Origin of the sequence: Cedecea neteri NBRC 105707 = ATCC 33855 (assembly GCF_001571265.1) — a bacterium.
GTDB classification, from domain to species: Bacteria; Pseudomonadota; Gammaproteobacteria; order Enterobacterales; family Enterobacteriaceae; genus Cedecea; species Cedecea neteri.
Genome location: NZ_BCTL01000018.1, coordinates 99,694 through 111,795, shown reverse-complemented (window position 1 = coordinate 111,795; position 12,102 = coordinate 99,694). Strand labels below are relative to the sequence as shown.

10 protein-coding genes are annotated in these 12,102 nt (G+C 57.0%); 6 read left to right on the top strand and 4 right to left on the bottom strand.

All coding sequences use genetic code 11. The features are described from left to right. Positions 1–104: 104 nt before the first annotated feature. Both norW and norV read right to left on the bottom strand, forming a co-directional pair. A complete protein-coding gene (gene norW / locus CNE01S_RS09090) occupies positions 105–1,244 on the bottom strand; it encodes an NADH:flavorubredoxin reductase NorW (protein ID WP_061275335.1) in 1,140 nt (379 codons plus the stop codon). After that, entirely contained in the window at positions 1,241–2,686 is a 1,446-nt protein-coding gene (gene norV, locus CNE01S_RS09085) for an anaerobic nitric oxide reductase flavorubredoxin (RefSeq protein ID WP_061275333.1), read from the bottom strand. Before norV ends, norW begins: the two co-directional genes overlap by 4 nt. A 222-nt stretch (positions 2,687–2,908) precedes the next feature. Here norV and norR point away from each other — a divergent pair, with 222 nt between their 5' ends. The 4 genes from norR (at position 2,909) to CNE01S_RS09065 (ending at position 6,808) form a co-directional block, all read left to right on the top strand. After that, positions 2,909–4,450, top strand: coding sequence for a nitric oxide reductase transcriptional regulator NorR (norR, locus tag CNE01S_RS09080; protein WP_061275331.1), 1,542 nt, complete (start codon positions 2,909–2,911; stop codon positions 4,448–4,450). Between the two features lie 95 nt (positions 4,451–4,545). Further along, complete coding sequence (locus CNE01S_RS09075) at positions 4,546–5,478, top strand: extracellular solute-binding protein (RefSeq protein ID WP_061275330.1); 933 nt, start codon at positions 4,546–4,548, stop codon at positions 5,476–5,478. Continuing rightward, positions 5,475–6,233 (top strand): molybdate ABC transporter permease subunit, encoded by a 759-nt coding sequence (locus CNE01S_RS09070; RefSeq protein ID WP_082763199.1) that lies wholly within the window; start codon positions 5,475–5,477, stop codon positions 6,231–6,233. Before CNE01S_RS09075 ends, CNE01S_RS09070 begins: the two co-directional genes overlap by 4 nt. A gap of 104 nt (positions 6,234–6,337) precedes the next feature. Next, positions 6,338–6,808 carry a 2TM domain-containing protein gene (locus tag CNE01S_RS09065; RefSeq protein ID WP_061275328.1) on the top strand — a complete coding sequence of 157 codons (471 nt, stop codon included), beginning with the start codon at positions 6,338–6,340 and terminating at the stop codon, positions 6,806–6,808. On the opposite strand, the gene pdeB is transcribed toward CNE01S_RS09065, so the two are convergent. Then, positions 6,809–8,368, bottom strand: coding sequence for a cyclic di-3',5'-guanosine monophosphate phosphodiesterase PdeB (gene pdeB, locus CNE01S_RS09060; RefSeq protein ID WP_061275327.1), 1,560 nt, complete (start codon positions 8,366–8,368; stop codon positions 6,809–6,811). A 106-nt stretch (positions 8,369–8,474) separates the two neighbouring features. Here pdeB and CNE01S_RS09055 point away from each other — a divergent pair, with 106 nt between their 5' ends. Further along, positions 8,475–9,188 (top strand): GntR family transcriptional regulator, encoded by a 714-nt coding sequence (locus CNE01S_RS09055; RefSeq protein ID WP_061275325.1) that lies wholly within the window; start codon positions 8,475–8,477, stop codon positions 9,186–9,188. Here CNE01S_RS09055 and CNE01S_RS09050 read toward each other — a convergent pair. Next, a complete protein-coding gene (locus CNE01S_RS09050) occupies positions 9,185–10,384 on the bottom strand; it encodes an enolase C-terminal domain-like protein (protein ID WP_061275323.1) in 1,200 nt (399 codons plus the stop codon). The two genes, CNE01S_RS09055 and CNE01S_RS09050, sit on opposite strands and share 4 nt — an antisense overlap. 280 nt (positions 10,385–10,664) lie before the next feature. Between CNE01S_RS09050 and CNE01S_RS09045 the strand changes: the two genes are divergently transcribed. Beyond that, positions 10,665–12,065, top strand: coding sequence for a PTS transporter subunit EIIC (locus CNE01S_RS09045; RefSeq protein WP_061275322.1), 1,401 nt, complete (start codon positions 10,665–10,667; stop codon positions 12,063–12,065). Positions 12,066–12,102: the final 37 nt, after the last annotated feature.

The following is a 12,102-nucleotide window of genomic DNA, read 5'->3' as shown; positions in this document are numbered from 1 at the left end:
AGCGACGGTGGCTCCCTTAAGACGTTCACCTGTGCGGGGCTGCATATAAAACTGTACTTAAGGTGAACGGAACTTTAGCCATGTTTGCATAGAAACGGCCAGGCTTAAGGCGCTGAAGTTAACTCCCGCACCAAACTAAACGCCTGCTTCATATGCTCCTCGCTGACGATAAATGCCCTCAGCTGCTGCGCGGCGTCCATCCCTTTGGCTATCAGCCCTTGCTGGCTGGCGGTAATTTGCCAGGTCAGGTCGTGACGTTGGGTTTCACCGGCCAGGTGCAGCGGCATTTCCGGCGTTTTCACCTTGACCAGCATCGCCGGAAGGGAAAGCGCGTCGTTCGCCCCGAGCAGGTTTTTCGCCAGCGTCATGGCGCTGAGCTGAATCGGCTGCAGGAACGGCAGCACTTTACCGTCGATTTCCGCGCAGTCGCCGAGGGCGTAAATATCCGGGTCAGACGTTTGTAGCTGGCTATTCACCTTGATGCCACGGTTAACGTCCAGCCTCGCGTGCTGCGCCAGGCCAATATTCGGGCGCAGGCCGATGGCGGAAACCACCGCATCAACATCAAGCTTGCGCCCATTGTTGAGCGTGGCGCACAGCCCCGGCTCCGTCTGGTTTACCACCTCTAGCCGCTGGTTAAACAGCAGCTCGACGCCCATTTGCGTCAGGCGAGACTGCAGGCGTCCGCTGACTTCTGCGGGGAGTAATGAAGGCATCAGATGGCTGGCGTTATCCACCAGCACGACCTCTTTGCCTGCGCGACAGAAGTCCATCGCCAGCTCGCTGCCGATCAGCCCGCCGCCGAGGATCATCACCCGCCGGGCGTCACGCAGCCGGGTTTCACAGGCCTGGTATTCCTGCTGGCTGTTGAGCGTCAGCATTAGCTCTTTACCGGGGACAGGCGGCAAAAGGGCGGAGGAGCCGGTCGCCAGCACCAGTTTGTCGTAGTGCCACTGCTGCTCACCGCATTTCACCCGCTTGTTTTTTGGGTCGATACTGCTGACCCAGCTGTTGGCGTGTAGCGTCAGGTTGAACTGCTCCGCAAAGGCGCTGGCATGCTGGCGAGTCATCGCTTCGGCACGCTGATTTAAGCTCATCACGTGGCTCAGATCCGGTTTGTTGTACTCGTCGGCGCTGTCGGCGGCAATCAGCCGGATAGGCACATCTGTGCTGTGTTTACGGATATTCTTCACCAACTGGCGGGCGGCAAAGCCTGAGCCGATAATCACGATCCCGTTGTTCATTTGGCCTCCGTTGCCAGTTCGTCGAAGACGTCTTTGCCCAGCGAACATTCAGGGCACAGGAAGCTGTCCGGCACCGCATTCCAAGGGGTGCCAGGCTCTACGGCCTGCATCGGTTCGCCCAGGGCTGGATCGTAAATCCACTGGCAAACGCTGCACTGCATGCAGGGGCCGAGGTCGGTACTATTCGATTTTGCTTCTTCGACCGTCGGAGCGGCGGTGGTTGCAGCCTGAGCCACCGGCAGCGGGGAGAGCGCCCACTGGCGGGCAATTTCGCGCCCATGTTCGCGGCAGAGCGCCAATGCGTTGCCGTCCGGACGCCATTTTGCCTTCAGGCTGAGGGACATTTCAAAGCCTGCGTCCTGCAGGCGGGTGGAAAGGCGGTCGACCGCGCCGCCGCTCCAGCCGTGGGAGCCGAAGGCGCTGGCGCGTTTGTTGCGAAAGCGCAGCCCGGTTATCTCTTCCACCAGCCCGGCGATTTTCGGCATCATCACGTTGTTCATGGTGGAGGTACCGACCAGCACGCCTTTGGAGCGGAACACGTTGGTCAGTATTTCGTTTTTATCGCTGCGGGCGACGTTGAAGATTTTCACCGCCACGCGCGGGTCAACTTCGTGAATGCCCTGGGCAATGGCGTCCGCCATCATGCGGGTGTTGTTCGACATGGTGTCGTAGAACAGCGTGATGCGGTCTTCCTGGTAATCGGCCGCCCATTTCAGGTACAGCTCAACGATTTGCGTTGGGTTGTCGCGCCAGACCACGCCGTGGGAGGTCGCAATCATATCCACCGGCAGGTTGAAGCCGAGGATTTCGGTAATTTTCGGCGTCACCAGGCGGCTGAAGGGTGTCAGGATGTTGGCGTAGTAGCGCTGGCACTGCTCGAACAGCTCGGTCTGGTCCACTTCGTCGTTAAACAGGTGTTCGTCGCAGTAGTGCTGGCCGAAGGCGTCGTTGCTGAACAGCACCGCGTCGCCGGTCAGGTAGGTCATCATGCTGTCCGGCCAGTGCAGCATTGGCGTTTCGACGAAGATAAGCTGTTTGCCATTGCCTATGTCCAGGCTGTCGCCGGTTTTCACCACGTTAAAGTTCCACTCCGGGTGATGGTGGTGGCCGTTAATAGAATCTATGCCGTTTGCCGTGCAGTAGATTGGCGTGTTCGGGATGCGCGACATTAGCTCGGTCAGCGCCCCGGCGTGGTCTTCCTCCGCATGGTTGATAATGATGTAGTCGAGCGTGTTAAGGTCAATCTCACGCTCAAGGTTCTGCACAAACTCGCGGCTAAACTTATGGTCTACGGTGTCGATCAGGACGGTTTTTTCTTCACGGATGAGATAGCTGTTATAGCTGCTGCCGCGCAGCGTTTTGTATTCCGTGCCGTGAAAATCACGCACTTCCCAGTCACGTTGCCCAACCCACTGAATGTTGTTTTTAACCTGAATAGCCATTGAGAACCTCATTGATGTTATAGCGTTAAGTGCTTCAATGACTGTTCTATAGCGAGTATCGTGCCAACTTTTTAATATATTGATTTTCAATATTTTATTATTTCATGTGTAACTTTTTATTGTCATAATGACATTATTGAATTTGGTCATTATGACTCAGTTGTTTGTCATTTTGACTACTCCGGCGTAAGCTGAACTCCCCGTTTTCCCCGGAGCCTCATCATGAGCCTGTCGATGTCTTCTCTCGCCGCCATTGCTATCGAACTGCAGAGCGGCATCAGCCATTCTGACCGCTTTTCTCGCGTCATCCGCACGCTGCGAAAGCTGCTCGGCGGCGATGCCACGGCGCTGCTGCGCTACGAGTCGCGGCACTTTTACCCGCTGGCGATAGACGGCCTTGCCATTGATGTGCTTGGGCGGCGCTTTGCCGTGGACGCTCACCCGCGCCTGGAAGCCATTGCCCGCGCAGGTGACGTGGTGCGTTTTCCGGCCGACAGCGAGCTGCCTGACCCGTACGACGGCCTTATTCCCGAGCATGAAGACCTTAAAGTTCATGCCTGTCTGGGACTGCCGCTGTTTGCCGACCAGAATCTTATCGGGGCGCTGACCGTGGACGGTATGGATCCCCACCAGTTCGACGGCTTCAGCGATGAGGAACTCAGGCTGATTGGCGTGCTGGCATCCGGGGCGCTGAACAACGCCCTGCTACTTGAGCAGCTTGAGAAGCAAACGCCGGAAGGCACGGTGCAGCCTGCCATTGCGCGCGGCGTAGTGGGGGAGATGATTGGCCGCTCGGCGGGCATCATCCAGCTGAAAAAAGAGATTGATATCGTTGCCAGCTCCGATCTGAACGTGCTGATCACCGGCGAGACGGGCGTCGGGAAAGAGCTGGTGGCGCGGGCGATTCATGCCGGATCGGCCAGGGCGGCAAGTCCGCTGATTTACCTTAATTGCGCCGCGCTGCCGGAAAGCGTGGCGGAGAGCGAACTGTTTGGCCATGTGAAAGGCGCTTTCACCGGCGCAATTCACCACCGTACCGGCAAGTTTGAAATGGCGGATAACGGCACGCTTTTTCTCGATGAAATCGGTGAATTACCGCTGGCGCTGCAGGCCAAGCTGCTGCGCGTGCTGCAGTACGGCGATATCCAGCGGGTGGGGGACGATCGCAGCCAGCGCGTGGACGTTCGGGTATTGGCCGCGACTAACCGCGATATGCGCCAGCAGGTACTGGCCGGCGAGTTCCGCGCCGACCTGTTTCACCGCCTCAGCGTTTTTCCGCTGCACGTTCCACCGCTGCGTGAGCGAGGAGGCGATATTGCGCTGCTGGCTGGGTTTTTCTGCGAGCAAAGTCGCGTGAAAATGGGGCTAAAGCAGGTGGTACTGAGCGAAGCGGCGCGCGTGCAGCTTGCACAGTACGGCTGGCCGGGGAACATCCGCGAGCTGGAGCATGCCATTTACCGCGCTATTGTGCTGGCTCGTGCCGGTCATCCGCAGGGAGAGCTTGTGCTGCTGCCCCAGCACTTCCAGCTTTCTGGCCAGGCGGATGCTGCATTCCACGAGCCGGAAACCTCACCTCAAACGCCTCCTTCTGCCAGCCTGCGCGAAGCGACCGATGAGTTTCAGCGCGCAAGGATTGTTGCAGCGCTTACGGGTAACGATAATAACTGGGCGGCAAGTGCCCGGCAGCTTGGGGTCGATGTGGCAAACCTGCACCGGCTGGCGAAGCGGCTGGGGGTAAAGTCACCCCGAGGGAGTACCTCTTAACTTCAACCGCAGATAAATTCATCATACAAACTCGTTGTTTAGCGGCGAAGCGGCGCGGATAATCGCTGTGTATTTTTATATATAACGAGGATGCTATGGCTTTGACTTCAGCACGCAGCGCGGGCGCCCTGGCGCTTTGCTCACTTCTTTTCAGCGCCCCGGCGCTGGCTTCTACCGATATTCGCGTCACCTATGCAGGTTCGATGGGCAAGGTCATGGACCAGTCCCTCGGCCCGGCCTTTGCCAAAGAAAACCACGGTGATTACCAGGGACAGGGGCAAGGCGCTTACGGAATGGCGCGGCTGCTCGCCAGTAAGAAAATTACCGCCGATGTGTTTGTTTCCATCACCCCCGGACCTATGCAAATCCTGAAAGATGCCGGGCTGATTGACGAGGCCGTGCCGGTGGCCAGCACCAGTATGGTTATCGCCTATAGCCCGAAAGGGAAATACGCCCCGCAGTTTGCCGCCGCGAGCGGAAAGGACGCCAGCTGGCTGAGAGTGCTGGCGACGCCGGGGCTGAAGTTTGGCCGTACTGACCCGTATAACGATCCGAAAGGGCAGAATATTGTCTTTACGCTGTTGCTGGCGGAAAAATATTACCAGCAGCCGGGCATGGCGAAGCAGGTGATGGGGGAGGTGCAAAACCCCGCCCAGGTTAGTCTGGAAGGTGGACTGCTGACGCGGCTGGAGAGCGGGCAGGTTGACGCCGCCGCCGGGTATGAAAGCGAGGTGATTTCCGCCAAACTGCCGTACATCGCGCTGCCGGATGAGATCAACCTCAGCAACCCTGATGAAGCCAAACAGTGGTACGACACAGTGAGCTTCACCATCAAGGACAGCGCCGGGAAAGATCAGGTGCTGCATACCCAGCCGTTGGTTTATTACGCTGCCGTGCTGAAAAACGCCCCGAACGGCGTGCAGCAGGGGCAGAAGTTTATCGACTTTATGCGCAGTACCGAAGGCCAGAAGCTGTTTAAAGCGAATGGCTATGCGCCACCAAAAGGCCGGGCGATTTACGCTAAATGATGCGTAGCCCGGCGCTGTGGCTGTCGCTCCCGGCACTGCTGCTGCTGGCGATTCCGTTTGCGACTTTGCTGGGCGTCACGCCGTGGCACGGGTTTCATTTGGCCTGGGGCGACGGTGGCGCGATCGCCGTTTCCCTTGGGCTGGGCGGCCTGGCGCTGATGATTGTTGTCGCGCTGGGGCTGCCGGTGGCCTGGTGGCTGGCCTGGGCCAAAGGTCGGCGTCGGCTGCTGGTCGAGATATTGGTGTTGCTTCCCCTGCTTACGCCGCCGCTGGCGATGGGGATTTTGCTGATTTCCGCCTGGGGACCCTACAGCCTGGCGGGGGAATGGCTGTCCCGCCTTGGGCTAACGCTGGTGAATAACCCCGGAGCTTTTGTGCTGGCTCAGGTTTACGGCGCGCTGCCTTATTTTATTACCGCCGCCCGTTCCGCGTTTGCCGCGGTGCCGAAAGAGATCCTTGAAGCCGGACGCACGCTCGGGGCATCGCCCTGGCAGCGCTTTCTGCGCCTTGCTTTGCCGATGTCTGCTCCGGGGCTTGCGTCGGCGCTTGCCGTGGCCTGGGTTCGGGCCATCGGTGAATTTGGCATCGTGATGATTTTTGCCTATTTTCCTCAGGGGATCCCCGTCAAGCTGTATACCAACCTGCAAAACGACGGCGTGGATGCGGTTTATACTTTGGTATGGCTGCTGCTGCTGTTCACTTTGCCTCTGCCGATGCTTTGCTTTGCTTTTGCCCGACGAAAAGCGGCGCATTAGGGCTGTCAGGTTGCTGTCGGGTTGCTGTCGGGTCGCTGTCGTGTTGAAGTGGCGCGGGCTGAGCCATAGTCAGGGCGGGTTAAATCATTTGAGGATCTCCAGCCATGAGTAACAACATTAAAGCGTTGCGTTTGTCCCGCGCCTGGTCCCAGGAGCAGCTGGCCGAACTCTCTTCTCTGAGCGTCAGAACCATTCAGCGTATTGAAAATGGCGGCCAGGCGAGCCTGGAAACCATGAGCGCGATTGCGGCGGCGTTCGATCTCAAGGTGACGGATTTGTACGACGACAATGAGCCGGACGGTGAACCAGAGGATGCGCTTAATACGCGCATTCTTGACGCTAAGCGCCGCGTTGCACGCGAGTATCGCTTCTACCGTTCCGTGCTGGTATGGGCGATTGTGTGTACCGGCCTGGCCGTCATTAACTGGCTGACTTCGCCGGGCCATTACTGGTTCCAGTGGGCAACGCTGATTTGGGGCGCGTTGCTGGTAATGGGCGGCCTGCGCCTGTTCCTGCTGAAGGGCTGGCTGGAGAAACGCCAGCAGCAGCGCCTCCAGCAGCTGTTGCGGAAGTGATCAGCTCAAGGTGCGGTTACGGGCAATCCAGTCGATAAAAGCCTGTTTTGGCAGGGCTTTACTGTAAAGCCAGCCCTGCCCCCAGGCAACGCCGTGTTCCCGCAGCCACGCCGCCTGTGCCGCAGTTTCAATGCCTTCGGCCAGCGTCGCCAGATGAAGCGTTTTCGCCATTTCAATGATGTACGGCGTGACGTTTTTGTACTCCAGCGCGTCAACGAACGATTTGTCTATTTTCAGGATGTCGACGTCGAGATCCTGCAGGTAGCTGAGGCTGGAGTAGCCGGTGCCAAAGTCATCCAGGTAGATCGGGTGGCCCGCTTCGCGGTATTGCGCCACTATCGGGGCGCTGACTTTCGGATTGGCGAAGCCACGTTCGGTGATCTCCAGCGCTATCTGCTCCGCTTTGATTTGATACTTCAGCAGCAGGGGCTTGATGACCTGCAAAATATTGTCGTTAAGCACATCCGCCGGGGCGAGGTTGATCGAAACATGATGGTGGGGGTGAGCGTGCAGCCAGTCCCCGAGATCTGCGAAGGTCTTTTTAATCACCAGTTCGGTAATCTGCGAGATAAGCCCGGCCTGCTCGGCTATCGGGATAAAGACGTCCGGGCTGATAAAGCTGCCGTCCGGCAAGCGCCAGCGGATTAACGCTTCCGCCCCTACGCCTTCGCCCGTATTTAAATCAACAATAGGCTGATATTCAAGGGTAAATTCCCGGTCGCGAATCGCATCCTGAATGCGTGCCTGGGGAGATTCAAGGCGGCGCAGCAGGCGGGTTATAAACCAGCCGGCGCTCAGGCTGAAGAGAATGCCAATCGGCAGCCAGAGGAGCATTTGCTTGTACCAGGCCGTTTGCAGCGGGGCGCTGGGTGCCCAGGCGATCATCGCCAGCCCTAACGCCGATGAGCGGCGAATAACATAGTCGTTTTGCCCGTCTGAAAACTCCTCCACGCCTTTTCCAATCTGACTTTCCCAGCTGTCATTAGGCAGCGGGGCGTTACTGGCGATGAGCCGGTTGTGCTGCATGCCGACCATTGCCACGTCCACCGGGTTATGGCCGAAGGGGATCACGTCGATAAAGGCTACCGGGTCTATCACCACCACGTGCTGTAATTTGCCGATGTACATCATCGGGCGCTCGAAGCCGAGGTCGCTGACGTCGGTGTACCAGGCGAAGAAGCCTTTGGTGCCGCTGGTGTCGGGCGGGCCTAGCTTCGCGCCGTCGTGCGTGGCTTCAAGCGAAGAGCACACGGTGCGGTTATTGACGATATAGACCACTTCCTGGATGTAGCGATAGTTGAAAGCGACGCGGCGCATCGCATCCAGGTGAGCGCGGGAGCAATACTGGCCGCTAAAGCTGTTTATCTGCGTGAGCGCGGCGGTGGCCTGATTAATCACTCTGTCGCTGCGCAGTAACGCGCGGTCGGCGTAATTTTCCAGCTCGCTGTGGAAGGTTTTCTCAGCCTTGTTATGCGCCAGATAGATGCTAAGCAAGACCGGCAGCAGCACGGCCACAATCAGCACGCCATTGACGAGACTGACCATTTTTTTGCTTGTCATAAGTGGGTTCCGGCGTAAGGGGTCAACGTTTGGGGTAATTTAGCTGCCAGCATAGTTCACCGGGCGCAGGAATGTTATGTTTCAGCGCAAAGGTTAGGAGCCCGCGATGAAAAAGAAAGACTTTGTGACTCAGGATTTACTGAGCAAAATTTATCAGCACAGCGAGCCTGGCCCGCGCAAGCTCCCGCCGGAGCGGCAACTGGCTGAAGAATATGGGGTTTCGCGCTTCACGATTCGCCAGGCGCTGGAAAAACTGGTTAGCATCGGCGTGGTCTCCATTATTCAGGGTTCCGGGATCTGGATTAACGAGCAGGCCCGCACCAGCCCGCTGGTGTATAACTCGATTACCGAAAAGTCTTTCGACCGGATTTCGTTTCGGCTGGTCAGCCTGCATAAAAAGCTACCTGACCGCGACGAGCAGCAGGTATTTGGCCTCGCCGCCGATGAGTTTATCTGGCAGTTTTGCCGCCTGAGGCTGGTGGATAACCAAAAAGTGCAGATTGAAACGTCGCGCATGCCGGCTAAAGACTTCCCCGATCTTAACCAGAAGGCGATTGAAAGCTCTTTGCAGCAATATGTTCTGAGCAAGGGGCACCGCATTTCGCATTTGCTGACCCGCTATCAGGCCGTTGCGGTCAATAAAGAGCAGGCCCAACTGCTCGAATGCAAGAAGGGCCAGCCCGCGATGCAAATCAGCAATCGCGGCATTCTGGAAGGGGGACGGGTGTTTGAAATTAGCGATATCGTCGATATCGACTATTCCTGTACCTACGTTATCCCTTTCAACCACGCCAATCTGGCTCGGCGTAAAACGTCTTAAGGCGTGTGGATCGCGCCGTTGGGCAGGCGGCTTTGCGTCCATTCGTGCGGGCGATATTCCACCGGGAAACGTTCCGCCTGCGCCTGGTCAAACCCCACGCCAATGCCCGGTTTTTCCAGTGGATACATATAGCCTTTTTCTGCAGTTGGGGCGCCAGGGAACACGGCTGCAGTGTTCTCTTTGACGGGAATAAATTCCTGAATCGCCGCGTTGTGCAGGTGAATGTTCAGGTGCGTATTCACCGCAACCGCAATTGGCGTCATGTCCGGCGGCCCGTGCCAGGCGAGGCGCACGCCAAAGGCCTGGCAGAGCACCGCCAGTTTTAGCGCCGGGGTGATCCCGCCGATTTGCGATACGTGGCAGCGAATAAAATCGATGCGGCGGTTCACAATCAGGTCATGCCATTCCGCCGGGTTGTTGAATAGCTCGCCCATCGCCAGCGGCACGGAAGAGTGCTGGCGAACCTGTTCCAGCCACGCGCTTTGCTGCGGCGGCAGAATGTCCTCGATAAACCACGGCTGGTAAGGCTCCAGCGCTTTCGCCAGTTGAATGGCCTGCTGCGGGAATAAACGTTCGTGAACGTCGTGCAGGATATGGAAACGGTGGCCGTATTTCTCACGCAATGCGCGGAACATTTCCACCGTATTCGCCATGTATTCGTCCTGGTCGTAGTACGCGCCGGGCGTAGGATCTTTGGTCTGGTGCATCCCTTGAGGCGTGCCGCCGTAGAACCCCAACTGGCAGCGGATGTAACGGTACCCTTGCGCCAGCAGTTTATCCACTTCCTGATAGAGCCCTTCGAGCGTTTCGCTGGCGGCGTGGCTGTAGACCGCAATGGCATCCTTCGATTTACCGCCTAATAGCTGATAAAGCGGCATATTGGCTAACTGACCTTTGATGTCCCAAAGCGCCATATCCACGCCGGCGATGGCGTTATTCATGATCGGGCCGTTTCGCCAGTAGGCGTTGACGGTCATCATCTGCCACAGGTCTTCGATGTGGTTGGCATCGCGGCCAATAAGCAGCGGCTTGAGGTATTCGTCGACCAGGGTTTTTACCGCCAGCGGCCGCTGCTGAAAGGTCGCGCAGCCGAGGCCGGTAACGCCTTTGTCGGTCGTGACGCGCACCGTGACCAGGTTATGCCGGTCCGGTTTAGTAATAAAACATTCAATATTTTCGATAATTGTGGGTAGCACGAGAAAGCTCCACCATCAGGCTGATAAAACGCAGTGAATTAAGTTCTGCTATTACTATCACCCTATTTTTCCCCGGCGGTAAACGCTTTTTTTGACTCTTTTTTATTGGTCAGTTATTTCACTTTTAAAGGCAATAAAACCGTACCAATTACCGTTATTGTTCTTTTGTTTTGGCTAACTGTGACGCCTGTCATGTTTCATTGGTTTGTTTTTAATTTTTTGATTCTCTACCATCGGCGGCAACAACACATAACAATAAACCAACACCGGGGAGTTATTCATGGGGAGTCGTGACGTCATTGCTTCTATTATCCGTCTGGTCGGCGGGACGGATAATATTAATAAAGTCTGGCACTGCATGACGCGTCTGCGTTTCGATTTAATTGATGATAATAAAGTGAACCAGCCGGAGATCAAAAAGCTGCCCGGCGTGCTGGGCGCGCAGACACAAAGCGACCAGTTTCAGATAATCATCGGCCCGCAGGTGAACAGCTGGTATGAGCAACTGACGACGCAGCTTGGTGGCGCGAAAGAGGATCAGACTTCATCTGCCGGCAAGAAAGAGCGTAAGAGCCTGGTGTCGCTGTTTATGGACACGGTTTCCGGCGTTTTTGGCCCGATTGTACCGGCGATTGCTGGGGCCGGGATGATAAAAGGCCTGCTGGCCGGGCTGGTGGCGCTGAAGCTGATCTCTGCCAAAAGCGATACGGTGATTGTTATCGATCTCATCGCCAGCGGCGTGTTTTATTTTCTGCCGTTTTTCCTGGCGATTTCCGCCGCCAGAATGTTCAAAACTAACGAATATCTCGCGGCGGCGGTGGCGGCCTGTTTAATGTATCCGTCGCTGATTGAAGCGGCGAAGGCGCTGGCCGCACATCAGGCTGGGGCCGTTGATGCTTTCTATTTTCTCAACGTGATCCCGGTTTCGGTGTTTAACTACGCCTCCAGCGTTATCCCGGTCATTTTCTCGGTACTGGCGCTGAGCTATATCCACCGCTGGGTGGATAGCATCATGCCCGAGGTGCTGAAAACGGTGTTTACCCCGACGCTGACGCTGTTCATCTCCGCGCTGGTTGCGCTGGTGGTGATTGGGCCGCTGGGGATTTATCTGGGGAAAGGGTTGGCCTGGTTTATCGAAGGGCTGTTCGGGATTTCCGCGAGCTTTGCCGGGCTGGTGGTGGGCGCGATCCGTCCGATAGCGATTTTGACCGGAATGCACCACGCCATGACGCCAATTGCGTTGCAGAACTTTACCGATCGCGGCTATGACATGCTGATGCCGATGATGTTTATGGCCAACATGGCCATCGCCGGGGCGACGTTTGCCATCTGGCGGCAGAGCAAGTCGAAGGCGGATCGCTCGGTCGTGCTGTCCGCCGGGATCTCTGCGCTGCTGGGTATTACCGAACCGGCGCTGTTTGGCGTGTTAACTCGCTACAAGAAAGCTTTTATTGCCGCCACGATTGCCAGTTCTATCGCTTCGGCCTTCATCGCATTCTTCGGCGTGCGGCTGTACGGCTATATCCTGTCGAGTATCTTTAGCCTGCCGGCCTATATTGGCCCGTACTTTATCTTTGCTCTGCTGGGCGTGGTGCTGGCGCTGGGGCTGTCCTTCGTGCTGACCACGGTATTGGTGAGGGAAAAAGGCGCAGAGTCATTCTCGTCGAGAAAAAACGCTTAAAAACCGCTACTATCGGTTTTTCTTTTGCGCTGAATGG

Bases quoted from the DNA above. Each gene is read 5' to 3' on its own strand.
- norR (WP_061275331.1), top strand. From the start codon at position 2,909: ATGAGCCTGTCGATGTCTTCTCTCGCCGCCATTGCTATCGAACTGCAG.
- pdeB (WP_061275327.1), bottom strand. From the start codon at position 8,368: ATGACAAGCAAAAAAATGGTCAGTCTCGTCAATGGCGTGCTGATTGTG.
- norV (WP_061275333.1), bottom strand. From the start codon at position 2,686: ATGGCTATTCAGGTTAAAAACAACATTCAGTGGGTTGGGCAACGTGAC.
- CNE01S_RS09045 (WP_061275322.1), top strand. From the start codon at position 10,665: ATGGGGAGTCGTGACGTCATTGCTTCTATTATCCGTCTGGTCGGCGGG.
- norW (WP_061275335.1), bottom strand. From the start codon at position 1,244: ATGAACAACGGGATCGTGATTATCGGCTCAGGCTTTGCCGCCCGCCAG.
- CNE01S_RS09065 (WP_061275328.1), top strand. From the start codon at position 6,338: ATGAGTAACAACATTAAAGCGTTGCGTTTGTCCCGCGCCTGGTCCCAG.
- CNE01S_RS09055 (WP_061275325.1), top strand. From the start codon at position 8,475: ATGAAAAAGAAAGACTTTGTGACTCAGGATTTACTGAGCAAAATTTAT.
- CNE01S_RS09070 (WP_082763199.1), top strand. From the start codon at position 5,475: ATGATGCGTAGCCCGGCGCTGTGGCTGTCGCTCCCGGCACTGCTGCTG.
- CNE01S_RS09075 (WP_061275330.1), top strand. From the start codon at position 4,546: ATGGCTTTGACTTCAGCACGCAGCGCGGGCGCCCTGGCGCTTTGCTCA.